Annotated in this window: 22 protein-coding genes and 1 pseudogene; 12 read left to right on the top strand and 11 right to left on the bottom strand. The window is 71.0% G+C overall.

Going from position 1 to position 26,013, the window contains the following annotated elements; genetic code table 11:
- Positions 1-5 precede the first annotated feature (5 nt).
- The 3 genes and pseudogenes from nirD to H613_RS24330 all read right to left on the bottom strand — a co-directional run.
- Positions 6-320, bottom strand: a pseudogene (nirD, locus tag H613_RS24335) (nitrite reductase small subunit NirD); the annotation flags it as partial.
- Positions 317-2,803, bottom strand: a complete 2,487-nt coding sequence (gene nirB / locus H613_RS0104320) for a nitrite reductase large subunit NirB (RefSeq protein ID WP_026922841.1) — start codon at positions 2,801-2,803, stop codon at positions 317-319. The pseudogene nirD and the gene nirB, both read right to left, overlap by 4 nt.
- Positions 2,800-4,221 carry an FAD-dependent oxidoreductase gene (locus tag H613_RS24330; protein WP_084546336.1) on the bottom strand — a complete coding sequence of 474 codons (1,422 nt, stop codon included), beginning with the start codon at positions 4,219-4,221 and terminating at the stop codon, positions 2,800-2,802. The genes nirB and H613_RS24330 overlap by 4 nt, the downstream gene beginning before the upstream one ends.
- A 332-nt stretch (positions 4,222-4,553) precedes the next feature.
- Here H613_RS24330 and H613_RS24325 point away from each other — a divergent pair, with 332 nt between their 5' ends.
- Entirely contained in the window at positions 4,554-6,743 is a 2,190-nt protein-coding gene (locus H613_RS24325) for a terpene synthase family protein (protein ID WP_211234694.1), read from the top strand.
- On the opposite strand, the gene H613_RS30635 is transcribed toward H613_RS24325, so the two are convergent.
- Positions 6,697-7,278, bottom strand: a complete 582-nt coding sequence (locus H613_RS30635) for a hypothetical protein (protein WP_156925812.1) — start codon at positions 7,276-7,278, stop codon at positions 6,697-6,699. The genes H613_RS24325 and H613_RS30635 overlap by 47 nt on opposite strands.
- 36 nt (positions 7,279-7,314) lie before the next feature.
- Between H613_RS30635 and H613_RS0104300 the strand changes: the two genes are divergently transcribed.
- The 6 genes from H613_RS0104300 to H613_RS0104275 all read left to right on the top strand — a co-directional run bounded on the left by H613_RS0104300 (position 7,315) and on the right by H613_RS0104275 (position 12,374).
- On the top strand, positions 7,315-8,100 hold the full coding sequence (locus H613_RS0104300; RefSeq protein ID WP_084546334.1) for a bestrophin-like domain: 786 nt from the start codon (positions 7,315-7,317) through the stop codon (positions 8,098-8,100).
- Positions 8,101-8,190: 90 nt separating this feature from the next.
- Positions 8,191-9,609 (top strand): family 2B encapsulin nanocompartment shell protein, encoded by a 1,419-nt coding sequence (locus H613_RS0104295; RefSeq protein ID WP_026922839.1) that lies wholly within the window; start codon positions 8,191-8,193, stop codon positions 9,607-9,609.
- 128 nt (positions 9,610-9,737) lie between these two features.
- Complete coding sequence (locus H613_RS31935) at positions 9,738-10,751, top strand: polyprenyl synthetase family protein (RefSeq protein WP_051392926.1); 1,014 nt, start codon at positions 9,738-9,740, stop codon at positions 10,749-10,751.
- Positions 10,748-11,716 carry a 4-hydroxy-3-methylbut-2-enyl diphosphate reductase gene (ispH, locus tag H613_RS30625; RefSeq protein WP_051392925.1) on the top strand — a complete coding sequence of 323 codons (969 nt, stop codon included), beginning with the start codon at positions 10,748-10,750 and terminating at the stop codon, positions 11,714-11,716. The genes H613_RS31935 and ispH overlap by 4 nt, the downstream gene beginning before the upstream one ends.
- A gap of 23 nt (positions 11,717-11,739) precedes the next feature.
- Entirely contained in the window at positions 11,740-11,973 is a 234-nt protein-coding gene (locus tag H613_RS0104280) for a hypothetical protein (RefSeq protein WP_026922838.1), read from the top strand.
- Positions 11,973-12,374, top strand: a complete 402-nt coding sequence (locus H613_RS0104275; RefSeq protein WP_026922837.1) for a TA system VapC family ribonuclease toxin — start codon at positions 11,973-11,975, stop codon at positions 12,372-12,374. The genes H613_RS0104280 and H613_RS0104275 overlap by 1 nt, the downstream gene beginning before the upstream one ends.
- A gap of 149 nt (positions 12,375-12,523) precedes the next feature.
- Here H613_RS0104275 and H613_RS0104270 read toward each other — a convergent pair whose 3' ends face one another.
- The 3 genes from H613_RS0104270 to H613_RS0104260 form a co-directional block, all read right to left on the bottom strand.
- On the bottom strand, positions 12,524-13,654 hold the full coding sequence (locus H613_RS0104270) for an alpha/beta hydrolase family protein (protein WP_051392924.1): 1,131 nt from the start codon (positions 13,652-13,654) through the stop codon (positions 12,524-12,526).
- Between the two features lie 188 nt (positions 13,655-13,842).
- Entirely contained in the window at positions 13,843-15,906 is a 2,064-nt protein-coding gene (locus H613_RS0104265; protein WP_026922835.1) for a molybdopterin oxidoreductase family protein, read from the bottom strand.
- Positions 15,907-16,004: 98 nt separating this feature from the next.
- The gene (locus H613_RS0104260; RefSeq protein WP_035735986.1) at positions 16,005-17,357 is read right to left on the bottom strand and encodes an MFS transporter; all 1,353 of its coding nucleotides are present in this window, start codon (positions 17,355-17,357) and stop codon (positions 16,005-16,007) included.
- Between the two features lie 180 nt (positions 17,358-17,537).
- Here H613_RS0104260 and H613_RS0104255 point away from each other — a divergent pair, with 180 nt between their 5' ends.
- The 4 genes from H613_RS0104255 (at position 17,538) to H613_RS31285 (ending at position 20,268) form a co-directional block, all read left to right on the top strand.
- Entirely contained in the window at positions 17,538-18,455 is a 918-nt protein-coding gene (locus H613_RS0104255) for an ABC transporter ATP-binding protein (protein ID WP_051392923.1), read from the top strand.
- The gene (locus tag H613_RS0104250; protein ID WP_084546333.1) at positions 18,452-19,546 is read left to right on the top strand and encodes an ABC transporter permease; all 1,095 of its coding nucleotides are present in this window, start codon (positions 18,452-18,454) and stop codon (positions 19,544-19,546) included. The genes H613_RS0104255 and H613_RS0104250 overlap by 4 nt, the downstream gene beginning before the upstream one ends.
- A 69-nt stretch (positions 19,547-19,615) precedes the next feature.
- The gene (locus tag H613_RS31290) at positions 19,616-19,864 is read left to right on the top strand and encodes a hypothetical protein (RefSeq protein ID WP_169731945.1); all 249 of its coding nucleotides are present in this window, start codon (positions 19,616-19,618) and stop codon (positions 19,862-19,864) included.
- Complete coding sequence (locus tag H613_RS31285) at positions 19,861-20,268, top strand: type II toxin-antitoxin system VapC family toxin (protein ID WP_026922830.1); 408 nt, start codon at positions 19,861-19,863, stop codon at positions 20,266-20,268. Before H613_RS31290 ends, H613_RS31285 begins: the two co-directional genes overlap by 4 nt.
- Here the strand turns inward: H613_RS31285 and rsmI are convergent, their stop codons facing one another.
- On the bottom strand, positions 20,269-21,192 hold the full coding sequence (gene rsmI / locus H613_RS0104235) for a 16S rRNA (cytidine(1402)-2'-O)-methyltransferase (protein ID WP_084546330.1): 924 nt from the start codon (positions 21,190-21,192) through the stop codon (positions 20,269-20,271).
- 139 nt (positions 21,193-21,331) lie between these two features.
- Here rsmI and H613_RS0104230 point away from each other — a divergent pair, with 139 nt between their 5' ends.
- On the top strand, positions 21,332-21,979 hold the full coding sequence (locus H613_RS0104230) for a restriction endonuclease (RefSeq protein WP_245598464.1): 648 nt from the start codon (positions 21,332-21,334) through the stop codon (positions 21,977-21,979).
- Between the two features lie 58 nt (positions 21,980-22,037).
- On the opposite strand, the gene H613_RS0104225 is transcribed toward H613_RS0104230, so the two are convergent.
- From H613_RS0104225 to H613_RS0104215, 3 genes are read right to left on the bottom strand one after another with little or no spacing between them, the layout of a single operon-like run.
- A complete protein-coding gene (locus H613_RS0104225) occupies positions 22,038-23,519 on the bottom strand; it encodes a trypsin-like peptidase domain-containing protein (protein ID WP_026922827.1) in 1,482 nt (493 codons plus the stop codon).
- A gap of 56 nt (positions 23,520-23,575) precedes the next feature.
- On the bottom strand, positions 23,576-25,096 hold the full coding sequence (locus H613_RS24305; RefSeq protein WP_051392920.1) for a sensor histidine kinase: 1,521 nt from the start codon (positions 25,094-25,096) through the stop codon (positions 23,576-23,578).
- The gene (locus tag H613_RS0104215) at positions 25,093-25,800 is read right to left on the bottom strand and encodes a response regulator (RefSeq protein WP_035736174.1); all 708 of its coding nucleotides are present in this window, start codon (positions 25,798-25,800) and stop codon (positions 25,093-25,095) included. The genes H613_RS24305 and H613_RS0104215 overlap by 4 nt, the downstream gene beginning before the upstream one ends.
- Between the last annotated feature and the right edge of the window lie 213 nt (positions 25,801-26,013).

Raw genomic sequence — 26,013 nt, 5'->3', positions numbered from 1 at the left:
TCCGCGCCGACGCGGACCTCGCCGTCGACCACTTCGACGGCGAAGACCTCCAGGGCGGTGCCCCCGTCGTCGAGGCACCGGCCGCTCTTGAGCGAGAAGACCTGCTTGAGCAGGGGCGAGGCGACGGTGGGTTCGCCGCCGCGGTCGCCGACGATGCCGCGGCTCATGACGTTCGCGCCGGTGAACGGGTCCCGGTTGGACAGTGCGAAGAGGCTGTCGTCGGGGAGCCGGAACACGGCGATCTGGGTGCCGTCGGCGAGCAGCGCGGCGGCGCCGCGTCCCGGGATCAGGCGGTCGAATGCGCAGATTGCTTCCATCACTGGTACTTCCTTTCGGGAATGCCGAGCAGCACCGGTCCGGTGTGCGAGCGGTCGGTGGTGGCCGCGGGGAACTGCTGCCCGCGGACGGTCTCGAACTCGATGGAGGGGTCGGGGGTGTCGGGGGCGTTGACGAAGGAGACGAACCGCTGGAGCTTCTCGGGGTCGTCCAGGACTCCTTTCCACTCGTCGGCGTAGTTCGCGACGTGCTCGGCCATGAGGGCGTCGAGTTCGCCGCAGATGCCGAGCCGGTCGTCGACGATGACCTCCCGCAGGTAGTCGATGCCGCCGTCGAGGGCCTCGACCCATTTGGAGGTGCGCTGGAGCCGGTCGGCGGTGGAGATGTAGAACATCAGGAACCGGTCGATGGTGCGCACGAGCGTCGCGGAGTCGACGTCGGCGAGCAGGAGGTCGGCGTGGCGGGGCGTGAAGCCGCCGTTGCCGCCGACGTAGAGGTTCCAGCCGTTCTCGGTGCCGATGACGCCGAAGTCCTTGCCGCGGGCCTCGGCGCATTCGCGGGCGCACCCGGAGACGGCGGACTTGAGCTTGTGGGGGCTGCGCAGGCCGCGGTAGCGCAGTTCGAGGTCGATGGCCATCTTGACCGAGTCCTGGACGCCGTAGCGGCACCAGTCGGTGCCGACGCAGGACTTGACGGTGCGCAGGGCCTTGCCGTAGGCGTGGCCGGACTCGAATCCGGCGTCGACCAGGCGCCGCCAGATGTTCGGCAGGTCGTCGACGCGGGCGCCGAACATGTCGATGCGCTGGCCGCCGGTGATCTTGGTGTAGAGGCCGAAGTCGCGGGCGACCTCGCCGATGACGATGAGCTTGTCGGGCGTGATCTCGCCGCCGGGGATGCGCGGGACGACCGAATAGGTGCCGTTGCGCTGGAGGTTGGCGAGGAAGTGGTCGTTGGTGTCCTGGAGGGCGGCCTGCTCGCCGTCGAGGATGTGGCCGCCTCCCAGGCTCGCGAGGATGGAGGCGACGGCGGGTTTGCACAGGTCGCAGCCCGCGCCGGTGCCGTAGCGGGCGATGAGCTCGGAGAAGGTGGCGATGCCGGTGACCTTGACGATGTCGAACAGTTCGGCCCTGGACTGGGTGAAGTGCTCGCACACCGAGGTGGAGACCTCGACGCCGCCTTCGGCGAGGAGCTGCCCCAGCATGGGGACGCACGAGCCGCAGCCGGTGCCCGCGCGGGTGCAGTCCTTGAGGGCGCCGACGTCGGTGCAGCCGTCGTGGATGGCGCCCATGATGTCGCCCTTGGTGACGGCGTTGCACGAGCACACCTGGGCGGCGTCGGGGAGCCCGGCCTCGACTTCGCCGGAGGAGAGGAGGTCGGCCAGCTGCGCGGGGACGGGGCCGCCGACGCTGGCTCTCAGCAGCGGGTACGGCTCGGCGTTGCCGACGAGCATGCCGCCCAGGAGGGTCTGCGCGTCGTCGGAGAGGATGAGCTTGGCGTAGAGGCCTTCGGCCGGGTCGAGGTAGGTGGTGGCGAGCGGGCCGTCCATGGCGCCGAACTGGGCGACGTCGACGCCGAGGAGCTTGAGCTTGGTGGAGAGGTCGGCGCCGGGGAAGGTGGCCTCGCCGCCCGCGAGGCGGTCGGCGACGACCTCGGCCATGGTGTAGCCGGGGGCGACCAGGCCGTAGCAGACGCCTTCCATGGCGGCGACCTCACCGATGGCGTAGACGTCGGGGTCGGAGGTCTGGCAGGCGGTGTCGGTGGTGATGCCGCCGCGCTCGCCGACCTCCAGGCCGCAGTCGCGTGCCAACTGGTCGCGGGGGCGCACGCCCGCGGCGAAGACGATGAGGTCGGTGTCGAAGGCGAGTCCTTCGACGTTGGTCTCCATGAGCAGGCGGTCGCCCGCCTGCTCGATCCTGGTGCCGCCGGTGGAGCAGGCGACGTCGATGCCGAGCTTCTCGATGTGCTGCTTGAGGACGCCGCCGCCGGCCTCGTCGAGCTGGCGGGCCATGAGCCAGGGCGCGAACTCGACGATCTGGGTCTCCAGGCCGAGCAGGCGCAGCGCGTTGGCGGCTTCGAGGCCGAGGAGGCCGCCGCCGATGACGACGCCGTGGCGGCGGCCCTCGGCTCGGGCCTTGATGGCTTCGAGGTCCTCGATGGTGCGGTAGACGAACACGCCGTCGAGGCCGGCGCCTTCGACGGGCGGGACGAACGCGGCCGAGCCGGTGGCGAGCACGAGCTTGTCGTAGGCGTATTCGCCGCGCTCGGTGCGGACGGCGCGGGCGGCGCGGTCGATCGCGGTCGCCGGTTCGCTCAGGCGGACGTCGACGCCGGGCAGCTCGGTGGCGAGGGAGAGCTCCTCGGCGCTGACGCCGTCGAAGAACGCCGAGAGGCGCACCCGGTCGTAGGCGGGCCGGGGCTCCTCGGCGAGGACGGTGACGTCCCAGGACGGGTCGCGCTCGGCGATCGCCTCCAGGAACCGGCGGCCGACCATGCCGTCGCCGACCACTACCAATCGCTTGTCGCTCATGCTGGCACCTCTTTCAAGATCGCGGCGGCCTCACCGAGGCCGGCGACGGTTCCACTCAGCCATTTGCACACGCTCGCGACGTCGTCGACGCAGGTGCCGCAGCCGGTCGACGCCTGGGTGGCGTCGGACAGCGCTTCGGGGGTGCGCGCTCCGGACCGGAACGCGTCGGTCAATGCCTTCTTGGTGACGTTGTTGCACCGGCACACCACAGCCGCCTCGGGCATGGACTCGGGTGTGGCGGGGGCGACGGACACCGATTCGCCGGGTCGTCCCATCAGGAGGGTGCGGCGGTCGTGCGGGACGGGATCGCCGGTGTCGAACAGCTGCACCACCTGGCCGACCATGGGGTTGTCGCCGAGCATGACGGCCCCGGCAAGGCGACCCTCCTCGTCGATGACGAGGCGGGCGTAGGTGCCGCGGCCGGGGTCGGCGAAGGAGACCACCTCGTCGCCGTCGACCTCGCCCATCGCGGCGAGGTCGATGCCGGTGGCCTTGAGGCGGGTGACGAGCCGCGAGCCGGTGTAGGCGGCGCCGGGGTCGGCTCCGGAGAGGAGGTCGGCGACGACGTCGGCCTGCTCCCAGGCGGGTCCGACGAGGCCGTAGGGGATGCCGCGGTGCTCGGCGCAGTCGCCGACGGCGAACACGTCGGGGTGGGAGGTGCGGCACTGGTCGTCGATGACGACGCCGCGGCCCACGTCGAGGCCCATGGCGCGGGCGAGGCCGGTCTCGGGGCGGATGCCGCAGGAGACGACCATGAGCTGGCCGGTGACGGTGCGGCCGTCGGCGAGGACGAGGCTCAGGCCGTCGTCGCCGTGGATGACGCGGGTGGTCTGGGCGTCGGTGACCGAGCGGACGCCGAGTTCGGCGTAGGTGGCGGCGAGGACCTGGGAGCCGAGCGGGTCGAGCTGGCGCTCCATGAGGTGGCCGGCGGCGTGGACGACGGTGACGTCGAGGCCGCGCCCGGCGAGGCCGCGGGCGGCTTCGAGGCCGAGGAGGCCGCCGCCGAGGACGACGGCGCTGGCGCGGTTCTCGGTCTCGGTGAGGATGCGGCGGGCGTCGTCGATGGTGCGGAGCACATAAGCGCCGGTGGGGAGCGGCAGGAGCCCGGGAATGGGCGGGACGAAGGCGTCGGCGCCGGTGGCGAGCACGAGCTTGTCGAAGGCGGTGCCGCCCACGGTCTTGGCACTGAGGTCGACGGCTTCGACGGCCTCGCCGAGGCGCAGTTCGACGTGGTCGGGGGGCGCGGGCAGGGCGATCTCGGCTTCGGACTGCTTTCCGGCGATCATGCTGGAGAGCAGGATGCGGTTGTAGGCGGCGCTGGACTCGGCGCCGAACACGGTGACCTCGAGGCCGCGGCGCCCGAGTTCTCGGGCTATGCGGGCCCCGGCCATGCCGTAGCCGACGATGGCGACCTTCACGCGCTGGACCTCCCCGGTTGTCGGCGGGTGTTGCTGGCGGCGCGGCTCGGGGCCGCGCTGTCGTGGCGACCGCGCTGTCCGGCCTCGACGGAACTCCAGGGTTGCCCGGTGCTGTTACACAGTGGCGCGGCCTTTGTTTCGCGCGTGCTAAGTAGTGCTCACTCCGGACTTTCAGGGCGCGGACAGGTGACGCGTCGGACGGGGGTGTGCGATTCGCACACAGGGTGTCTAGACGCTTTCTGCACGTGACGGTCTCGGGGGTGGCGGCGGGCGACTTCGGCTCTTACAGTGTTATTCGACGTAATCCGAAGGTTTCACCCATTTGGAGTACTATGTCTGCTGACGACCCGTTCGATCTGCCCGTGTTCTACCTGCCGTACCCGGCCCGGCTCAACCCCAACGTCGAGGGGGCCCGCACCCACGCCCGCATATGGGCCAAGGAGATGGGGATGCTCGACGCCCCGGCCGCGGACGGCGGCGTCATCTGGGACGAGGCCGAGCTGGAGCGCCACGACTACGGGCTGCTGTGCGCGTACACGCACCCCGACTGCGGCGCCGAGGCGCTCGATCTGATCACCGACTGGTACGTGTGGGTGTTCTTCTTCGACGACCACTTCCTCGACGCGTTCAAGCGCACGCGGGACACCGCCGGGGCGAAGGCGTACCTCGACCGGATCGGGCTGTTCATGCCGATCGACATGAGCGAGACTCCCGAGCCGACGAATCCGATCGAACGGGGGCTGGCGGACCTGTGGGAGCGCACCGCGCCGTCGATGTCCGTCGGGTGGCGGCGCCGCTTCACCGTCAGCACCGAGGGGCTGCTCATGGAGTCGCTGTGGGAGCTGGCGAACATCGCCGCCGACCGGGTGGCGAACCCGATCGAGTACATCGCGATGCGGCGCAAGGTCGGCGGGGCGCCGTGGTCGGCGGGTCTGGTGGAGTACGCCGTCGGCGCCGAGGTGCCGGACGCGATCGCCGCCGAGCGGCCGCTGAAGGTGCTGAGGGACACGTTCGCCGACGGCGTGCACCTGCGCAACGACCTGTTCTCGTACCGGCGGGAGGTCACCGAGGAGGGCGAGAACGCCAACGCGGTGCTCGTCTTCGAGCGCTTCCTCGGCTGCGCGACGCAGCGCGCCGCCGAGCTGGTCAACGACGTGCTGACCTCGCGGCTGCACCAGTTCGAGAGCACCGCGCTCACCGAGATGCCGCTGCTGTGCGCCGAGCGGGGCGTCACGCCGCCCGAGCAGCTGGCGGTCGCCCTGTACGCCAAGGGGCTCCAGGACTGGCAGGCGGGCGGACACGAGTGGCACATGCGTTCGAGCCGCTACATGAACGACGCGGCCGACCGGGTGCTGGGCGGGCCGAACGGCCTGGGGACCGGGGCGGCCCGCGTCGCGGTCTCGGGGCCGCGGCAGCACTCGCGGGCGCCGTTCCGGCGGGTGGGGCCGACGCGGCTGCCCGAGATCTACATGCCGTTTCCGCTCAAGCTCAGTCCGCACACCGACGCGGGGCGGCGGCACTGCTGCGAGTGGACGGCCAGGATGGGCATGACCGAGCGCGACCCGCTGGTGCCCGGCTCGGGCCTGTGGACGGCACAGCAGCTGGCGTCGTTCGACTTCCCGCTGTGTTCGGCGGGCATCGACCCGGACGGCACGGTCGAGGAGATCGAGCTGTCCTCGGACTGGTTGGCGTGGGGCACCTACGGCGACGACTACTACCCGGTGATGTTCGGGCGGTCGCGGAACCTCGCGGCGGCCGTGGCGCAGAACCGGCGGCTCGGGCGGTGCATGCCGCTCGACATGGGCCCGGTGCCCGAGGCGGCGGGTCCGCTGGAGGCGGGCCTGGCGGACCTGTGGGAGCGGACGGCGAGCGGCCTGGAGGAGACCGGGCGGGCGGAGCTCAGGCGGGCGGTGGAGGTGATGCTCGAAGGCTGGCTGTGGGAGCTGCACACCGCGGCGCAGAACCGCATCCCCGACCCGGTGGACTACGTCGAGATGCGCCGGGCGACGTTCGGCTCGGACATGACGATGAGCCTGGCGCGGCTCACCACGGGGCGGCTGGTGCCCGACGAGGTGTACGCGTCCAGGCCGGTGCGGGAGTTGGAGAACAGCGCCGTGGACGCGGCGTGCCTCATCAACGACGTCTTCTCGTATCAGAAGGAGATCGAGTTCGAGGGCGAGCTGATCAACAGCGTGGTGGTCGTCGAGGAGTTCCTCGAATGCCCCAAGGACGAGGCCGTCGCGGTGGTGTGCGACCTGATCCGCGCCAGGATCGAGCAGTTCGAGCTGATCGCGCAGGCCGAGATCCCGGTGGTGGCCGAGGAGTGCGGACTGGAGGCGGAGGCGCGTGCGGCCTTGGACGCCTATGTCGAGGAGCTGCGCAACTGGGTGCCGGCGATCCTCAACTGGCACTTCGAGACGAGCCGCTACCGCGAGGAGGAGCTCAGGCGGCTGCCGGACGTGGGCCCGGGGTCGGTCAGCGCCGGCGCCCGGCCACCGCTCCCGCTCCAGAGGCGACGGTGAACGCGAGCATGACGACCATCATGCGGCGCTTGGTCTCGACGGTGTCGTCCGCGTCGGACACCGCGACGGGGGCGGGGTCGTCGATCGCGAGGTGCTCCGGCAGTGGGCCGGGGAGGGTCGGCGACGGCGTCGGTGAGGGGGACGGGGACTCGGGCGTCGGTCCGGGTTGTGTGGGTTCCGGTTGCGGCGGCGCGGAGGAGGCCGGTTCGGTCGGCTCCGGGGCCGCCGGTGACGGGGTGGGCGATGGAGTCGGCGTCGGGGTCGGGGTCGGTGAGGGGCTCGGCGACGGCGAGGGGGACGGCGACGGGCTGGCGGAGTGCGGCGGCTCGGAGGAGGGGGGCGCGCTCGGCGTCGGCTCTGGGGACGGGCACGGCAGCAGCGGAGGGAGCAGCGGCAGGTCGAGGCACAGGCGGATCTCGATGTCGATGACGGGTCCGGCCTGCGCGGGCGCGGCGCTGGGGAAGGCCAGCGCGGCCGCGGCCGTCACGGAGGCCGCGGCGAGCACGAGCGCGATCGGGGCATATATCTGCTTCATGACTGAGATTCTGTTTTACGAACTTTAGGGCTGTCAATGGCAATCTGGTGGGAAAGTCTGGCATTCACTCTCGCGGTGGTGGCGGTGGTCAGCGTGCTCGTCGCGCTGCTCCAGCGGTTCGCCCCGCCGACCGGGCGCGAGCGCAACAACGAGATCGGCACGACGCTGTTCGAGCTGCTCACGGTGCTGTACGCGGTCGTGCTCGCCTTCGTGCTCATCACCGCCTGGGAGAACCGAAACGAGGCCGGGCACGTCACGTACCAGGAGGCCGGCGCGCTGGTCGAGGTGTACTGGGCGGCCGGGGTGCTGCCGCCGGAGGGGCGCGACGAGGTGCGGGACGCGGTGCGCGACTACACCGCGCTGGTCGTCGGCGACGAGTGGGAGGCCATGGACGAGCTGGACCCGCTCGGCTCGGAGGGACTGCTGCTCATCGACCGGATGCGAGCCCCGTTCGCGGCGGTCCCCGACGCGGACGAGGCACTCCAGGCGCAGCTCGACGACGCCAGGGACCAGGCGAGGGCGCTCGCCGAGTACCGCACCGACCGGACCCTCCAGGCGCAGCGGGGGCTGTCGGGGCCGATGTGGGCGGTGCTGCTGGCGGGGGCGCTGCTGGTGCTCGTCGTCTCGCTGACGCTCGGCACGCCGACGCGGCGGTTCCAGTTCGTCCTGGTGGGGCTGATCTCGGGCATGGTCGCGCTCATGCTGTTCGCCACCTACCAGCTGGAATACCCGTTCAGCCGGGGCGAGGCCGTGCGGGCCGACGCCTACCACAGCGCGATGGACCGCTACGACGAGATCGACGCGCATTATACGGACCTATGAGCATATTGAGGGTTGATATTTCTTTTATAGCCATATAGAACCTATAACAACTGAAGCGAACTATACGCCCTAGCGTGAGGAATCATCACCATGTCCGATTCGGTTCTCAACGACCCGACGCCGCCGACGCAGACCGACAACGGCCAGGAGCAGACGAGCCTCTCCACGGCCGCGGCCCGCAACCTCGCCTCCACCACCAAGTCGGCCCCGCAGATGCAGGAGATCACCTCCCGGTGGCTGCTGCGGATCCTGCCGTGGGTCCAGACCACCGGCGGCACCTACCGCGTCAACCGGCGGCTCACCTACACCGTGGGCGACGGACGCGTCCAGTTCACCACCGAGGGCGCAGCGGTCCGCGTCATCCCGTCCGAGCTCGGCGAGATCGCGCAGCTGCGCGGCCTCGGCGACGAGGCCGCGTTCGAGGCCATCGCCGACCGCTTCGAGCAGCGCGAGCTCTCGCCCGGCGAGCGCCTCGCCACGAGCGGCGAGCCCGTCGACGGGCTCCACCTGATCGCCCACGGGCGCGTCGACCAGCTCGTCTCGGGGCCCTACGGCGAACAGGCCACCGTGGACGTGCTCGTCGACGGCGACCACTTCGGCGCCCAGGCCCTGACCGAGGACGGGCCCGTGTGGGACGGCGACGCCGTGGCCTCCGTGCCGACCACGGTGCTCACGCTGTCGTCCGACGCGATCGCCGAGCTCACCGAGCGGATCCCGGCCCTGGCCGAGCACCTCGAGCACTACCGCTCCGAGTCGTCGGCCAGGTCCAACAAGTACGGCGAGGCCGCCATCGACATCGCCGCGGGGCACTCGGGCGAGCCCGACCTGCCGCGGACCTTCGTCGACTACGAGCGCTCGCCGAGGGAGTACGAGCTGTCGGTGGCGCAGACCGTGCTGCGGGTCCACACGCGGGTCGCCGACCTCTACAACAAGCCGATGAACCAGATGGAGCAGCAGCTCCGGCTCACCGTCGAGGCCCTCCGCGAGCAGCAGGAGGAGCAGATGGTCAACAACCGCGAGTTCGGGCTGCTGCACAACGCCGCGCTGGAGCAGCGCATCCCGACCCGCACCGGGCCGCCGACGCCGGACGACCTCGACGAGCTGATCAGCCGCCGCCGCAAGCCCGAGTACCTGCTCGCCCACCCGAAGGCGATCGCCGCGATCGGGCGCGAGTGCAACAAGCGGGGCCTCTACCCGTCGACGGTCGAGTTCGGCGGCCACCACCTCCCGGCGTGGCGGGGTCTGCCGATCCTGCCGTGCAACAAGCTCCCGATCTCGGCCAACCGCACCACCTCGATCCTGTGCATGCGGACCGGCGAGGACGAGCAGGGCGTGGTCGGCCTGCACCAGACCGGCCTGCCCGACGAGTACGAGCCGGGCCTGTCGGTCCGGTTCATGGGCATCGACGACAAAGCCGTCACGTCCTACCTGGTCAGCGCCTACTATTCGGCGGCGGTGCTGGTGCCGGACGCGCTCGGCATCCTCGAGAACGTCGAGATCGGCCGGTAGCGGAGCACCCGGGTGCCCGCGGGGTACCCGGGACTTCGCGAACCGAGCCGCGCCAGCGCCGGGCGCCCGCGGGGCACTCCCCCGGGCGCCCGGCGACCCGATCCCGAACAGCTGACCTGGGAGGCCACATGACCGTGCTGACCGACCGCTACGCCGCCGAACGCGAGGCCATCGACACCGGACTGCGGTCCGCCGTCGAGCGGCTCCCCGCCGCTGCGGCCCGCGTCGCCGCCTACCACTTCGGATGGACCGATCCCGCCGGCCGACCGGCCGCGGGCGAATCCGGCAAGGCCGTGCGGCCGCTGCTGACGCTCCTGGCGGCCAAGGCCGTCGCGGGCCAGTGGCGGTCCGCCGTCCCCGCGGCGGTGGCCGTGGAGCTGGTCCACAACTTCTCGCTCGTCCACGACGACATCATCGACCGCGACACCATGCGGCGGCACCGCCCGACCGTGTGGAAGGTCTTCGGCACGACCGACGCGATCCTCCTCGGCGACGCCATGCACGCCTTGGCGTTCGAGGTCCTCGCCGACGCGGGCGGCGCGTGGGCCGCCGAGGCCGTCGGCCGACTGGCCTCGACCGTCCGGTCGCTCATCGAGGGCCAGCTGGCCGACACCGGGTTCGAGGACCGCGAGCAGGTGGGCCTGGCCGAGTGCACCGCCATGTCCGAGGCCAAGACCGCCTCGCTCATGGGCTGCGCCACCGGCCTGGGGGCGCTGTACGCGGGCGGGAGCGCCGCGCAAGTGGCGGTGCTGCGCGACTTCGGGCTCCGGATCGGGCTGGCGTTCCAGCACGTCGACGACCTGCTGGGCATCTGGGGCGACCCGGAGGCCACCGGCAAGTCGGTGTACTCGGACCTGCGCAACCGCAAGAAGTCGCTGCCGGTGGCGGCCGCGCTCGGCTCGGACCGCCCGGAGGCGGCCGAGCTGGCGGGGCTGTACCGGCGCCCCGCGCCGCTGGAAGAGGCCGAGCTGCGCCGCGCCGCCGAACTGGTGGAGGCCTGCGGCGGCAGGCAGGCCAGCGAGTTGGCGGCGGCGACGCTGACGGCGGCGGCCTCGGCGGGGCTCGCTGGCGCACAGCTGCGCCCGGAGGCGGTCGTGGAGCTGAACGACCTGGCGGCGAGCACGGTCGGGAGGACGAGGTGAACGGACCGAGGCGGGTCCTGCTGCCGTCGCCGCGCTCGTTCTGCGCGGGTGTGGAGCGGGCGATCGACATCGTGGAGCGGCTGCTGGAGCGGCACGGGCCGCCGGTGTACGTGCGCAACCAGATCGTCCACAACGCGCAGGTGGTGGGCGACCTCGAATCTCGCGGGGCGGTGTTCGTCGGCGAGCTCGATGAGGTGCCCAAGGACGCGCTCGTGGTGTTCTCGGCGCACGGCGTGGCCCCGGCAGTGGAGGCCGAGGCGGCGCTGCGCGGGCTGGACGCGGTCGACGCGACGTGCCCGCTCGTCTCCAAGGTGCACATGGAGGCGAGGCGGGCATCGGGGGCGGGTGACACCGTGGTCCTCATCGGGCACGCCGGCCACGAGGAGGTCGTGGGCACCATGGGCGTCGCTCCGGAGCGGACGGTGCTGGTGGAGGGGGTCGAGGACGTCGAGAGGCTGGACGTCCCCGACCCCGGCCGGCTCACGTACCTGGCGCAGACGACGCTCGCGGTGGCCGAGGTCGAGCGGATCGCGGCGGCGCTGCGGCGGCGGTTCCCCGGCATCAAGGCGCCGAAGACCGACGACGTCTGCTATGCCACCACGAACCGGCAGAACGCGCTGGCGGCCGTGGTGGAGGAGGCGGACGTGGTGGTCGTGATCGGCTCGGTGAACTCCTCGAACTCGAACCGGCTCGTGGAGCTGGCGCGGAACGCGGGCACCGAGGCGCACCTGATCGACGGGGCGGGCGAGATCGAGCGGGCGTGGATCGAGGCGGCGGGGACGGTGGCGGTGACGGCGGGGGCCTCGGCGCCTCCGGCGCTGGTGGACGAGGTGGTGGAGGCGATCGCGGCGTTCGGCCCGATCGAGGTGATCGAGCGGAGCGTCGCCGAGGAGCACCTGGAGTTCCTGCTCCCCCAGCGGCTCCGCGGCCCTGGACAAAACGTGAAAAGTGAGAAATCATCATGATGCACAGATGATATGATGTATCCATGCGTACTACCGTCGATCTACCCGCCGACCTGCATCAGCAGGCACTCGCCATCGCACGGGACACCGGGACGACGCTCAGCGACGTCGTCGCCAAACTCATGCGCGAGGGGCTGGGTCGCCACACCGAACCGAACGGCACCATCTCTCACGACGAGTTGACCGGCTTCCCGCAGTTCTTCACGGGTCGAGTAATCACCTCCGAGGACGTGCGCAGTCTGGAGGATGAGGAATAGTGGCGGCGCTGCTGGACCTGAACGTGCTCATTGCGCTGGCCTTTCCCGAGCATGTTCACAACAAGGACGCCAGTGAATGGCTCACCTCGAACAAGGAGGACGGATTCGCCGTCTGCCCTATCACCGAGGGCGGCCTGGTTCGGTTCCTCCTGCGTCAAGGAGCCTCGGCGGCTATCGCGCGCCAGGGCTTGAGCGATATCTCGGCGGTCCCCGGCTATGAGTTCTGGCCGGACGACCTGCCTTACAGCGCGGTCTCGCTCACCGGAGTCGTCGGGCACCGGCAGGTGACCGACGCGTACCTGGCCGGCCTCGCCCGAGCGAGGAACGGGAAGCTCGCGACCTTCGACTCGGGGTTGTCGAGCCTGCACAGCGATGTGGCGGTGCTCATCCCAAAAGGTTGAGCAGCCGCCGCCGACCGCGCGCCGCCGGTGCCGGCAGCAGCGGCCGAAACGACGGCTCCGAACAGATCGAGGAGATCCCGGCCCGACCAGACCAGTGACCATCGCCGGCCCGCCGACGCTTTTCGTCGGCGGGCCGGCGTCTTGCGGCGCTACGGGTTGTGGAACTCGACTTCGGGCCAGTCCTCGTTCTCGCCGTCGAGGATCGGCTCGTCCTCGCCGCGCAGGTGCTCGTCGGCGAACGCGGTGACGTAGGCGCGGGTCAGCCGGTCGGCATAGAACCCGTCCAAGTCCTGGATCGGCATGCCCGCCTGGACGCCGAGCGGGGCGAAGTCGGTGAAGGAGCTGTGCGTGGTGTCCTCGACGGTGACCCAGCGCTTCCAGCCGTCCAGGTGCTTCCAGGCCTTCGTCCAGGTCTTGTCCTCGCCGGGCTGGCCGTGCTCGGCCGCGCCGACCATCATGAACGGCCGGTCGAGCTTGTGCCGGTCGAGCCCGAAGAAGGTGCCGTCGAGGTTGAACCCGGCGTCGAAGCGGTCGTCGGCGAGCATGACTCGGTGGCTGCTCGCGCCGCCGATCGAGTGGCCGCCGACCATGACGCGGTCGGCGTCGACGATTCCCGCGTCCTCCCAGGCGGCGTCGTCGCCGGTCAGTTCGTCGAGCACGAACGACAGGTCCTCGGCCCGGTTCGGGACGATCGCGTCGTAGTCGTCGGTCGTGCAGGCGAGGCATTCGGTGGTGCGGTCGGGGAAGGTGATCGGGGCCTCGTAGTTGTGGCCGACGGCCGCGACGGCGTACCCCTGGCTGGCGAGTTCCTCGGCGAGGCCGGTGAGCGTGGCGCGCGGGAAGGAGAAGCCCGGCGAGAGCACCACCAGCGGCAGCGAGCCGTCGTCGGCGAGCGGCTCGGCGCCCGGCACCGAGTTCGTCTCGACGCTCGCGAGCAGGTCCGGCGGGATTTCGAGCTGCACGGCGAACAGGGCCGACTCCTCGGCGGTCATGTACGGCGCGCTCTCGCCCTCTTCCTCAGTGGGGTACCACATCGTCACCATGAGCTCGCGATCCTCTTCGGGCGCCCACGGGTCCGCGCGGCCCTCGTCGACGAGGTGGAGCGCGGTGGTGCCGGTGGCGAAGGGGCCGGAGGGCTCGGGGATCGCGAGGGCGGGCGGGTGGATCGGCTCGGCGTCGGCGGTCTCGGCGTTGGCGCCGGTGAGCGCGAAGGCGCCGGTGGTGGCGGCCACCGCGACGGCGGTGGTCCCGAGCAGCGCCCGTTTGACGTTGCGTTTCAAGGTCGTGCTCCCATTCGGATGGAGTGTGGTCGGCCCGGCCCGTGTCAGAACCGGGCCGCACTGCCAATCTATGAGCGCACTGGGGTTGCCTCCCTGGGTAATTCGACCATTTCGCCTCCGTCTTTCTACCGAGCTGTCGGCGGCTGGGGTGATCTCGACGGCGCGGGCCCCGCCGCTCTGGCGGCGTCTCAACCCCCAGGGACCGGGGCGATCTTGACGGCGCAGACCTTGAACTCGGGCATGCGCGAGATCGGGTCGAGCACGTCGGAGACGGCGGCGTTGGCGTTGGCCGCGCCGGGGAAGTGGAACGGGGAGAACACCGTGTCCGGCCTGATGTCGGCGCTCAGGCGGGCCGGGGCGGTGTAGGAGCCGCGGCGGGAGGTCACGCGGACCTGGTCGCCGTCGGCGATGCCGTGGCGCACGGCCGTGTCCGGGTGGATCTGGAGGAACGGCTCGCCATCGAGGGAGGCGATCAGGCGGGTCTGGGCGCCGGTCTGGTACTGGGTGAGGACGCGGCCGGTCGTCAGGTACAGCGGATAGACGTCGTCGCGGCGTTCGGCGGGGTGCCGGTGGTCGACGGCGATGAATCTGGCCCGGCCGTCGGGGGTGGGGAACTTGCCGTCGGCGAACATGCGGGGCGTGCCGTCGTGGTCCGGGGAGGGCACGGGCCACTGGAAGGTCCGCTCGTCGAGCCGGTCGTAGGTGAGGCCGGAGTAGTCGGCCCGGCCACCGGCCGAGGCGCGGCCGAGCTCTTCGAAGACCGCCTGGGGGTCGGCCGAGTAGGCGCCGGGTGCGTCGAGTCGGTCGGCGAGTGCCTTGAGGACCCACAGGTCGGAGCGGGCGAGGCCGGGCGCCGGGCGCAGCGCGCGGCGCCGGATGACACGGCCTTCGAGATCGGTCATGGTGCCGTCCTCCTCGGCCCACTGCGCGACCGGGAGGACGACCTCGGCGAGCGCGGCGGTCTCGGACATGACGAAGTCGAACGAGACGAGCGAGTCGAGGGCCCGCAGGCGGTCCGAGACGCGGGCCGCGCGCGGGGCGGAGACGGCCGGGTTCGAGCCGAGCACGAACAGCATCTTGACCTCGTCGCCGCATTTGCGCAGCAGCTCGACGGCCGAGACGCCCGCGCCGGGCAGCGTGCCGGGGTCGACGCCCCAGACGGCGGCGACGTGCTCGCGATCGGCCGGGTCGTCGATCGAGCGGTAGCCGGGGAGCTGGTCGGCCTTCTGGCCGTGCTCGCGCCCGCCCTGGCCGTTGCCCTGGCCGGTGATGCAGCCGTAGCCCGAGGAGGGCTTGCCGGGCAGGCCGAGGGCGAGCGCGAGGTTGATCCAGGCGGTGACGGTGTCGACGCCCTTGGCGTGCTGCTCGGAGCCACGGGCGGTCAGGATCGCGGTCTTGGCGGGGGCCTTCGCGTCGCCGATGCGCCCGGCGAGGAGGCGGGCGGCGGCGTACAGGTCGGGGACGCCGACGCCGGTGATGCGCTCGACGAACGCGGGCCAGTAGCCCGCGGCGGTCTGGCGGACCTCGTCGAAGCCGGTGGTGTGAGCGTCGATGTAAGCGTGGTCGAGGTAGCCCTGCTCGATGCAGATGTGCAGCAGGCCGTTGGCCAGCGCGAGGTCGGTGCCGGGCTGGGGCTGGAGGTGGAGCTGGGCGGCCTCGGCGGTGGCGGTGCGGCGGGGGTCGACGACGACGAGCTCGGCGTTCTGGAGGTGGCGCATGAACGGCGGCATGGTCTCGGCGGGGTTGGCGCCGACCAGGAGCACGACGTCGGCCTCCCTGAGGTCGGCGGCGGGGAAGGGCAGGCCGCGGTCGACGCCGAGGGAGCGGTTCAGCGCGGCGGCGGCCGAGGACATGCAGAAGCGGCCGTTGTAGTCGATGTGCCTGCTGCCGAGGGCGAGGCGGGTCCACTTGCCGAGCTGGTAGGCCTTCTCGTTGGTGAGCCCGCCGCCGCCGATGGCGCCGACGGCGTCCTTGCCGTGCTCGGCCTGGACGGCGCGGATCCGGTCGGCGACGTGGTCGAGCGCGGTCGCCCAGGAGACTGGTTCGCCCCTGAGCAGCGGGGTGGTGATCCGGTCGGGGTGGTCGAGGAGCTCGGGGGCCGTCCAGCCCTTCTTGCACATGCCGCCGCCGCGCGGCGAGGCGGTGACCTCGCCGGACTCGTCCTCTTCGAGCCGCATGCCGCACTGGAGGGCGCAGTAGGGGCAGTGGGTGTCGGCGGCGCGGACCACGGGGAGGCGGGTGCGAACGGTCATGCGGCGAGTGTGCCGGGGCGCCGTTACATCGCCACGAGCCGGATGTTTCGGGGAGGCTAAGCGGCCCGCAACGCGCCGATCCGGCGATTGCCGGACGGTCAGACTTTCGCGTGGGCGAGGCTGGGGATCCGCTCGGCGAACACGGTCCGCTGGTAGCACCACCAGTTCAAGGCGAGGAGGACCGCATAGGCGGCGAGGAAGGCGACCATAGCGGCGACGACCGATCCGGTGGCCTCGTTCGCGATGCGGAAGCCCTGGTTGATGAGGAAGCCGCCGAACGCGCCGACGGCGGAGATCCAGCCGAGCGCGGCGGCGGTGAGCCGCTTGGCGCCCAGGATGTCGGCCTCGGTGGGGCGGCCGCCCGCCGCGGCGGCGGCCTCGGCTTGGAAGATCGCGGGGATCGACCGGTACGTGGAGCCGTTGGCGATCCCGCTCATGAGGAACAGGACCATGAAGGAGGCGAAGAACAGCCCGAAGGAGCCGGTGCCGATCCCGGCGACCGCGCCGGTCGCGCCGAGGCCCATGGCGCAGAGCGCCAGGCTCGTGATGGGGGCGCCGGAACGCCGGTCGGCCAGGCGGCCGCCGAGCGGCCTCGCCAGCGAGCCGACGAGCGGGCCGAGGGCGGCGAGCCACAGCGCGTCGAACGCGGGGAACTCGATCTTGATGACCAGCGGGAACGCGAACGAGTAGCCGATGAACGAGCCGAACGTGCCGACGTAGAGGGCGCTCATGATCCACGTGTGCCCGCTGGCCAGGGCGGGCAGCTGCCGCCGGAGCGGGGTGCGCGCGACGGCGAGGTCGTCCATGCCGCGCCAGGCCATGACGGCGGCGAACAGGCCGAGGACGAGCCACAGCAGCGGGATGTTGTGGAGATGGAGGGCCTCGCCTTGGGAGGCGCCGAGGCCGATCACGAGCGGGCCGGTGAACTGCATGGCCGGGACGCCGATGTTGCCTCCGGCGGCGTTGACGCCGAGCGCGGCGCCGCGGTGGCGTTCGGGAAAGAAGTAGGAGATGTTGGCCATCGAGGAGGCGAAGTTGCCGCCGCCGAACCCGGCGGCCGCTCCGGCGAGGACGAACATCCAGTAGGGCGTGCCGGGCGTCGTCAGGCAGTGGGCGAGCAGGGCGGTGGGGACGACCAGCAGCGCGGCGGAGACGGCGGTCCAGGTGCGGCCGCCGAGGAGGGCGACGGCGGCGGTGTAGGGGATGCGCAGGAGCGAGCCGACGAGGTTGGGGACGGCGGTGAGCCAGAACAGCTGGCCGACGGTGAAGTCGAATCCGGCCGCGGCGAGGTAGGGCGTGACGATGCTGAACATCACCCACACCGAGAAGCCGAGGTGTTCGACGACGACCGACCAGAGCAGATTGCGTCTGGCGGTCCTGCGGCCGGTCGAGCGCCAGAAGGCCTCGTCGTCGGGGCGCCAGTCGGTGATCCAGCCGTTCTTCGTCGTCATGTCCGCCACGATCGCCCGGCGGGGTTGCCGACGCGTGCGGCGGCCGTGCCGGTGCGGTGAAGTCCGGCGCACGGCGCCGATGAGCGGAAGGTGCGGGGCTCCGCCGGGAGGCGTACCGGTCCGCTACACCCGCAAGGCGAGAAGCCGGTCACATCGGCCGATGGCATAGCGTTGACCGTTATGGACGCCGCCATCGAGGTCAACGACCTCCAGAAGACCTACCGCGGCCGCAGGACCGGGGAGGTCCGCGCCGTCGACGGGGTGAGCTTCCGCGTCGAGGCGGGCGAGTTCTTCGGCATCCTCGGCCCCAACGGAGCCGGGAAGACGACGACGCTGGAGATCGTGGAGGGCCTGCGCAGGCCCGACGGCGGCGAGGTGCGCCTGCTCGGGCAGTCGCCGTGGCCGCATTCGCCGGCGCTGTCGCAGCGCATGGGCGTGCAGTTGCAGGCGTCGTCGTTCTTCGAGTTCCTGACGGTGCGCGAGCAGATCGAGACGTTCGCCGAGCTCTACGGCGCGAGCAGGGCCCGCGCGGCCGAGATGCTCGAGCAGGTCGGGTTGAGCGACAAGGCCCGCACGCGGTGCCAGAAGCTCTCGGGCGGGCAGCAGCAGCGCCTGTCGATCGCGTGCGCGCTGGTCGGCGACCCGGAGCTGGTGTTCCTCGACGAGCCGACCGCGGCGCTCGACCCGCAGGCGCGGCGGAACCTGTGGGACCTGATGCGCTCGATCAACGACGAGGGCCGCACCGTGGTGCTGACGACGCACTACATGGAGGAGGCCGAGGCGCTGTGCGACCGGGTGGCGATCATGGACGCCGGGAGGATCCTCGCCGTGGACTCCCCCGCCGAGCTCATCCGCGGCTTGGACGCGCCGACGCGCGTCACGGTGGCGGCCGGGCAGTTGAGCGAGGAGCGGGCCAAGGAGCTCGCCGAGGGCGAGACGGCGGCCTCCGATGACGAGGCGGTCGTGTTCGAGACGCGCGACCCGCAGCGACTGCTGACGGCGCTGGCCGCCGAGGGGGCCCTGGACGGCTTGGCGGTGCGCACGGCGAACCTCGAAGACGTGTTCTTGAACGTGACCGGACGGGAGTGGCGGGAATGAGCGTGGAGGCGCCGGTGCGGGCCGAGACCGGGACGCGCCGCCCGCGCGCGTTCGCCAGCCTGGTGAAGGCGCTGGGGATCAGCTGGGTGCGGGACCGCTCGCAGGTGTTCTTCAACCTGATCCTGCCGGGGATGTTCCTGGTGCTGCTGGTGAGCGTGTACGGCTCGAACGAGACGCCGGTGCCGAGCGTGCTCGAAGTGGGCGACGTGCCGGTGCTCGAACGGGCCGAGCCGGGCGACTTCGAGGTGAGCGGCGCGGCGGACCTGGACGCGGCGCTGGAGGCGTTGGAGGAGGGCGACGCCGACGCGGCGATCGTCCAGGACGGCGAGGCGGTGACGGTCTACTACTCGCAGACGAACGCCACGACCGGCGTGATCGCACTCGAGCAGCTGTCGGCGCTGGTCGACGACGTCAACGTCGCGGTCCTCTCCGAAGCGGCACCGGACACGCCGGTCCTGGAGCTGGAGACCGACGCCGCCGAGGACAACTCGCTGGAGCCGGTCCAGTACCTGGCTCCGGGCATCCTGGCGTGGGGTATCGCGATCTCGGGCGTGTTCGGCGCGGCCGGGACGCTCGTGGACTGGAAGCGCGACAAACTCATCCGGCGACTGCACCTGACTCCGGCGTCGGCGGGGACGTTCGTGGGCGCGCGCATCACCGTGAGCCTCTTGGTGGCGCTGCTGCAGACGGCGCTGTTCCTGGCGGTGGCGGTGGCGATGGGCATGGAGCTGTCGGCGTGGACGTGGTTCGCGGTGCCGCTGGTGCTGCTGGGCACGGCGGCGTTCCTGGCGATCGGCGTGGTGATCGGCGGCATCGCCAAGACCGGGCCTGGCGCGGCGGGCCTGAGCAACATGGTCACGATGCCGATGGCGTTCATCTCGGGGGCGTTCTTCCCGCTGACGGCCGCCCCGCAGTGGGTCCAGTGGCTGTCGGTCATCTCCCCGATGCGGTATTTGAACGACGGCCTCCAGGCGGTGGTCGTCCAGGGCGCGTCCCCGGCGGCGGTGCTCCCGGAAATAGCCTTCATGGCGGTCTTCGCCGCCGTGGTGGCCGTATTCGCATGGAAGACCTTCAAGTTCGACGAGTTGTAGGCGTGTCGCCGTCAAAACATGAACAGCATTGAAAGCTAAAATGCTTGCATGCAGAGTTACCATGATTGCATGCCGAATGTACTGATCCGTTCGATCTCGGAAGAAGAGCTCTCCCAGCTCCGGGCGATGGCCGAAGCCCGCAGCCAGTCGCTTCAGGCCTTCATGACGGACATGGTCCGCAAAACGCTCTCGGCCGATCACAACCGGAAGAAGCTGGCCGAGATCGAGGCCCGTCTCAAGAGCATGCCGTCCGCGACTTACACCACGGAAGACCTGATGGCGGCCAAGGACGCTCCCCGCCATGGAGTCGCCACGTGATCACCGTCGACGCCAGTGCCCTCATTCGCGCGCTCACCGATGATCGCGAGCTCGGCAACAAGGCCCGCGGTGCCTTGTCGATGCATGAGCAGTGGGTGGCTCCAGGACACCTCACCGCCGAGTTCTGCCATGGCCTCCGGGGCATGGTCATGGGGAACAAGATCGATCAGGAGCGCGCGGAATGGGCGCTTCGCGAGTACTTCGACCTCGATCTGCAGCTCATCATCCCCGACGCCTCCGCGGTGGAATGCGTTTGGAAGCTGCGCCACAACCTCAGCGCGTATGACGCGCTCTATGTCGCGGTGGCGGAGCAGCTCGGCACGCCGTTGCTGACCGCAGATGCCCGGATCGAGAGGTCGGGCATGGCGCAGTGCGAGGTCACGACGCTCCGGTCAGGCGAGTGATCAGTCGGTCGTATTGATCAGCGCGTTGTAGACGGTTCGGCGGGGCACGCCGAAGCGGGTCGCCACCTCCTTCATCGCGGCTTTGCGATCCGTGCCGCCGCTCGTCAGGGCGGTCACGGCCGCCGCGAGCGCCCCGGGGGTGGCGTCCTGCGGATCCGGACCAGGCCAGCCTTCGACCACGAGGGTGATCTCGCCGCGCGGCGGGTCGGTTTCGGCTTCGGCAGCGAGTTCGCCGAGGCCGCCGCGGCGGACCTCCTCGTGGGTCTTCGTCAGCTCCCGGCACAGCGCCGCGGGGCGGCTTTCGCCGAAGGTCTCGGCCATGGCGCGCAGCGTGCTCTCGACGCGCCGGGGGGATTCGAAGAAGACCATCGTGCGTCGCTCCTCGGCCAGGGAGGCGAACAGGCGGCGCCGCTCGCCGTTCTTGCGCGGCGCGAAGCCTTCGAAGCAGAACCGGTCGCACGGCAGCCCCGACAGCGCCAGCGCGGTCGTCACCGCGCTCGCCCCGGGGGCCGCGGTCACCGCGATGCCCGCGTCGATCGCCGCGCGCACCAGGCGGTATCCGGGGTCCGAGACCGACGGCATGCCGCCGTCGGTGATGACGGCGATCCGCTTGCCGTCGTACAATTGTTCGATAAGTGGCTCGGTCTTCCCCACCTCGTTGCCTTCGAAGTAGGACGTGATCGACGCCGCCGACGACACGCCGAGTTCGCTCAGCAGCCGCTGGAGCCGCCGGGTATCCTCTGCGGCGATGACGTCGGCGCGCGCCAGCTCCGACGCCACGCGAGGTGAGGCGTCCTCTGGATTTCCCAGTGGCGCACCGAGAAGCACGAGAACGCCGGTCGATGATGTTGACACACGGCCAGTATCCACTACCGTAGGCGAGGGCAACCGGGCTCGGTGAGCATGCGGCGACACGGCGCACATGCATGCTGCGGAGCCATGTTGTCGGGTACCGGACAGTGCCCTTACATATGAGCGAAGGGTAACGGATACTCGGTGTAACACCACAGGCGACATAACGCAGCTGAACGCCCTCTCGAACACAGTGGAGGCCGCCTTGTCCGTGATCCTAAGAGTGGGAGCGGGACTCGCCGTTCTCATCATCGGTTACCTCGCCATCGGTTTCGTCGCCGAATACTGGGCCTGGTTCGCGTCAGCAGCGATCCTGTTGGGGGGCACGGCACTCGCAACCTGGGTACTGCTGCGCAGCCGCGGTCACCACGACCACCTCGACCGCGTCACCACCGCCGAGCGCCAGCAGCTGCTGCGGGGCATCGACAAGATGAACATCCCGACCTACGACGCGATGGTCGCCCAGCTCCTCGTGCGCCTCGACGCCAAGCGCGTCAAGAAGTTCGGGCACCGCCAGAACGACCTCGGGTGCAACTTCGTGGTGACGTTCAACAACGGCAAGCGCATCATCGTGCGCGCCAAGAAGGACGACCACGCCATGAAGCGCCAGAACGGCACCCGCCACGTGCAGATCCTCGGCGGGGAGATCAAGGCGCGCTGGGACTGCGACGCGGGCGTGCTCATCACCAACGCCAACCTGCACTGGATGCACCACGCCGCCCGCAACGAGGCCGTGGCCGCCCAGCTCGGCGTCCTCATCGTCGACCGCGAGCACCTCGCCGAGTGGATCGACACCGGCGAGCCGCCCGCCGAACTGCGCCCGGTGCGCGCGGCGCTCCAGAGCACCGCGAACCAGTAGCGCCCTCGGAGCGTCGGAGCCCCGGCGCGTCGCGCGCCGGGGCTCCGCATTCGCGTGCTCACCTCGTGGCGAGGGTGGCCTCGGTGTCGTGCTCCGAGTTGTCCCGCACGTACGTGATGCCGATCGTGTCGCCGCTGGCCTTGCTCTGCACCGCCGCGACCACCTCGGAGGCGCTCGCGACCTGGGTGCCGTCGACCGCGGTGATGACGTCGCCCTCCTGGAGTCCGGCCTCGTCGGCCGGGGAGCCGGCCTCGACGGCGAGGACCATCGCCCCGTTGCCCTGCGTGTCGGTGACCGACACGCCGAGGTAGCCCTGCTCGACCGAGCCGTGCTCGATGAGCTGCTCGACCACGTCCTTGACGGTGTTGGACGGGATCGCGAAGCCGAGGCCGACGTTGCCCGACTCCGGGGAGAGGATCGCGGTGTTGATGCCGATCAGCTCGCCGTTGCCGTTGACGAGCGCGCCGCCGGAGTTGCCCATGTTGATCGCGGCGTCGGTCTGGATCAGGCCGCTGAGGGTGTGGCCGGACGACTGGCCCATGCTCTGCTCCTCGTTGCTGACGGACATGGAGCGGTTGAGCGCCGAGACGATGCCGGTCGTGACGGTGCCTTCCAGGCCCAGCGGGGAGCCGATGGCGACCGTGGCGTCGCCGACCTGGAGCGCGTCGGAGTCGCCGAAGGCGATCGGCTGGAGATCGTCGACGCCGGAGACCTGGACGACGGCGAGGTCCTGCGTGGGGTCGGTGGCGAGGACCTCGGCGTCGGCGACGGTGCCGTCGGGGAAGCGGACCTGCACGGCGCTGGCGCCCTCGACGACGTGGTTGTTGGTGACGATGTAACCGTCCTCGGAGTAGACCACGCCCGAGCCTTCGGCCGAGTCGGTCACGATGGTGACCACCGAGGGGCTCACGTCGTCGACGATCTCGGTGTAGGTCATGCCGCCGCCCGCGTCCATCGACACGGACTCGACGACCGTGGTCGAGGGCTCGTCGTCCGACAGGTACCACCCGACGAGGCCTCCGGCGCCGCCCGCGAGGAGGGCGAGGATCACCGCGCCCGCGAGGATCACGCCCCAGCCGCGCTTCGGCCGCCGCTGCGGGCCGGGCCCGTGCGGCCCGTAGTGGGGCGGCCGGCCGGGCGGGACGGCGCCTCCGGGGACCCAGCCGGGCGGGGCCTCGTGCGGGGCCGTCATATGCGGCGCGGCGTGGTGCTGGCCGGGCGGGAGGACCCGCGTCGGCTGCTCGTGGGAGGGCTGCTGGGCTTGGCTCGGCCGGGGCGCGTGCTCGGGCTGGGAGCCGTGGTTCGGCTCGGGCGGGAGGGCGCTGCCGGGCTGGGAGGCACTGCCGGGCTCGGGCGGGCCGGAGGGGGCCTCGGACGCGGACTGGGCCGGCCCGGGCGCGGGCGGAGTCGTCTCGGGCTGGGCGGTGGGCTCGACGCCGGGGGTCTGGGGTTTCGGATCGGCGTCCGGGGTCGTTCGAACCCGCTCCGGGCTCGGCTCCGGTCCGCCTTCGGAACGCGGGTTGCTCTCAATATTGCTCATGATTGCAGCATGCAGCCCGCAGCTCTCGCTTCGCTGCAAAAACGCCTTAAAACCCTTTAAGGATCCGAACGGCGTTCAGGGGGCGTCTCGGCAGCTAGTCGCACCGTGAAGACGGTGCCTTCGCCGGGCGCGGAGCGGACCGAGACGGTGCCGCCCTGGGCCTTGACGATCGTGGAGACGATCGCCAGGCCGAGCCCCGATCCGGGGTGATTCGCGCTGTCGGAGCGGAAGAAGCGCTCGAAGACCCGCTCGGTCGTCTCCGCGTCCATGCCGGGGCCGTCGTCGGCGACCCGCAGGACCACGCAGTCGGCGTCGGAGAGGAGCTCGACCGTGACGCGGGTGCCCGGCGGGGTGTGCCTGACGGCGTTGGACAGCAGGTTGTCGAGGACCTGCCGCATCCGGGCGCGGTCGGCCACGACCACGGTCGAGGCGCCGGGCACGGCCTTGAACTCGAATTCGTAGTCCTCGGCGACGACGGCGTGGGCCGCGACGGCCTCGTGTCCGAGAACGGCCAGGTCGACCGGTTCGACCTCGACGGGCCGCTCCTGGTCGAGCCGGGCGAGGTGGAGCAGGTCCCCCACGAGCAGGCCCATCCGCTTGGCGGCCTCCTCGATCAGTCCGATGTAGTGCTGCCGGTCGGCCTCGGGCATGCCGGGGTTGGCCCGGACCAGTTCGGCGTAGCCCCTGACGCTGGTCAGCGGGGTGCGCAGCTCGTGGGAGGCGTCGGCGATGAACTCCCGCATGCGCCGCTCGGAGTCGTGGGCGCGCTCCTCCGAGTACTCCCTGGCGCGGATCGAGCTCTCGATCTTGCCGAGCATCATGTTGATGGCGTAGCCGACGCGGCCGACCTCGGTGACGCGGTCGGGATCGGGCACGCGCTTGGCATAGCTCCCGGCCGCGATCATGGCCGCGGTGTTCTCGATCTGGCGCAGCGGCGAGAGGCTGGCGCGCACGAGGCCGACACCGAGCGCGGCGAGCCCGGCGAGGACGCCCGCACCGATGAAGATGTCGACCCACACCAGACCCGCGACGGTCTTGTCGAAGTGGGAGAGCTTATAGGACAGCGCGTAGTAGGCGGCCCGGTTGCCTGCCTCGGCCTCGGAATCGGGGTCGGGGTCGAAGTCGGGGTTCTCGGTGCCGACCTCGGTCCCGGGCAGGGCGAGGACCCGCCAGCGGGTGGTGCCGTCGGCGGCCAGCGCGGTGAAGGCCTCGCCGCCCGCCTCGCGGAGCTGCTCGAGGGTGAACACCGGCGCGTACGAGCGGTCGGGCACGTCGAAGCGGTTCCCGTTGTCGTAGACCAGGCTGAAGACGTACTGGTTGGGCCGCACACCGAGGTCGGCCGTGCCCTCGTCGTCGGGCACGGCGTTGAACGAGGCGGGGTCGCCCTTGAGGAGCACGTCCCTGAGTTCGTCGTCCACTGTGCCGAGGAAGTAGGAGTGCAGCGCGAGGATCGTGGAGACGCTGATGAGGATGAGCGATCCGGCGACGAGCGCGAGCACGGCGGAGGTCAGCCTGACCCGCAGCGGGGTCCGGTCCCATCGCCTCCTGGCGACCTCGACGAAGTGGGGCGCGCTCAACGATTCTGCTCCCGCAGGACGTAACCGATCCCGCGCAGCGTCTGGATGAGCTTGGGGTCGCCGGTGTCGACCTTGCGGCGCAGGTAGGAGACGTAGGACTCGACGATGCCGTCGTCGCCGCGGAAGTCGTAGCGCCACACGTGGTCGAGGATCTGGGCCTTGGAGAGCACCCGCCCGGCGTTGATCATGAAGTAGCGCAGCAGCTTGAACTCGGTGGGCGAGAGCTGCACGGCCTCCCCGGCGCGCCAGACCTCGTGGGTCTCCTCGTCGAGTTCGAGGTCGGCGTACTTGAGGCGCGAGGGCCTGGGGAGTTCGCCCGCGGAGCGGCGCAGGACGGCGTGGATGCGGGCGACGACCTCTTCGAGCGCGAAGGGTTTGGTGATGTAGTCGTCGCCGCCCGCGGACAGGCCGGTGACGGCGTCGGCGGTGCCGTCGCGGGCGGTGAGGAAGAGCACGGGGGTGTGGTCGGAGCCCGAGCGCAGGCGCCGCACGACTTCGAAGCCGTCGAGGTCGGGGAGGTTGACGTCGAGGACGACCAGGTCGGGGCGGTGGCGCGCGACCGAGCGCAGCGCCTCGTCGCCGGTGCCGACGGCGTGGACGGCGAAGCCCGCGTAGCGCAGGGAGGTCGCGAGCAGCTCGCAGATGTTCTCGTCGTCTTCGACGACGAGCAGTGTGGCCTCGGACTCGGTGTTCGGCTGGGGCATGGACCTCATCTTCACATGATCGTCGAGACGCGGCCGACAAGCCCTCATGGCGCGGCTTGCCCGCGGCGGTGCGGTCTCGCCGTCGGCGCGGCGCTGGTCGAGGGGTGGTGCTGTGGCGAGAATACGTCGAGGCGGCGGGCGCGCCAAGATCCCGGGATCGATCCCGGGCTCCGCAGCGATAGTGACGATTCCGATGCGGTCGGTCACAGTGGG

Source organism: Glycomyces arizonensis DSM 44726 (assembly GCF_000482705.1).
Classification (GTDB): Bacteria; Actinomycetota; Actinomycetes; order Mycobacteriales; family Micromonosporaceae; genus Glycomyces; species Glycomyces arizonensis.
The sequence above is the reverse complement of the archived record's forward strand: the minus strand, read 5'-3'. Positions and strand labels throughout refer to the sequence as shown.

Bases quoted from the DNA above. Each gene is read 5' to 3' on its own strand.
- H613_RS0104260 (WP_035735986.1), bottom strand. From the start codon at position 17,357: ATGACGACGAAGAACGGCTGGATCACCGACTGGCGCCCCGACGACGAG.
- H613_RS31935 (WP_051392926.1), top strand. From the start codon at position 9,738: ATGACCGTGCTGACCGACCGCTACGCCGCCGAACGCGAGGCCATCGAC.
- H613_RS0104255 (WP_051392923.1), top strand. From the start codon at position 17,538: ATGGACGCCGCCATCGAGGTCAACGACCTCCAGAAGACCTACCGCGGC.
- H613_RS0104280 (WP_026922838.1), top strand. From the start codon at position 11,740: ATGCGTACTACCGTCGATCTACCCGCCGACCTGCATCAGCAGGCACTC.
- H613_RS0104295 (WP_026922839.1), top strand. From the start codon at position 8,191: ATGTCCGATTCGGTTCTCAACGACCCGACGCCGCCGACGCAGACCGAC.
- H613_RS0104250 (WP_084546333.1), top strand. From the start codon at position 18,452: ATGAGCGTGGAGGCGCCGGTGCGGGCCGAGACCGGGACGCGCCGCCCG.
- rsmI (WP_084546330.1), bottom strand. From the start codon at position 21,192: ATGTGCGCCGTGTCGCCGCATGCTCACCGAGCCCGGTTGCCCTCGCCT.
- H613_RS0104215 (WP_035736174.1), bottom strand. From the start codon at position 25,800: ATGCCCCAGCCGAACACCGAGTCCGAGGCCACACTGCTCGTCGTCGAA.
- H613_RS0104265 (WP_026922835.1), bottom strand. From the start codon at position 15,906: ATGACCGTTCGCACCCGCCTCCCCGTGGTCCGCGCCGCCGACACCCAC.
- H613_RS0104300 (WP_084546334.1), top strand. From the start codon at position 7,315: ATGGCAATCTGGTGGGAAAGTCTGGCATTCACTCTCGCGGTGGTGGCG.
- H613_RS30635 (WP_156925812.1), bottom strand. From the start codon at position 7,278: ATGAAGCAGATATATGCCCCGATCGCGCTCGTGCTCGCCGCGGCCTCC.
- H613_RS24325 (WP_211234694.1), top strand. From the start codon at position 4,554: ATGTCTGCTGACGACCCGTTCGATCTGCCCGTGTTCTACCTGCCGTAC.
- H613_RS0104225 (WP_026922827.1), bottom strand. From the start codon at position 23,519: ATGAGCAATATTGAGAGCAACCCGCGTTCCGAAGGCGGACCGGAGCCG.
- nirB (WP_026922841.1), bottom strand. From the start codon at position 2,803: ATGAGCGACAAGCGATTGGTAGTGGTCGGCGACGGCATGGTCGGCCGC.
- H613_RS31290 (WP_169731945.1), top strand. From the start codon at position 19,616: ATGCCGAATGTACTGATCCGTTCGATCTCGGAAGAAGAGCTCTCCCAG.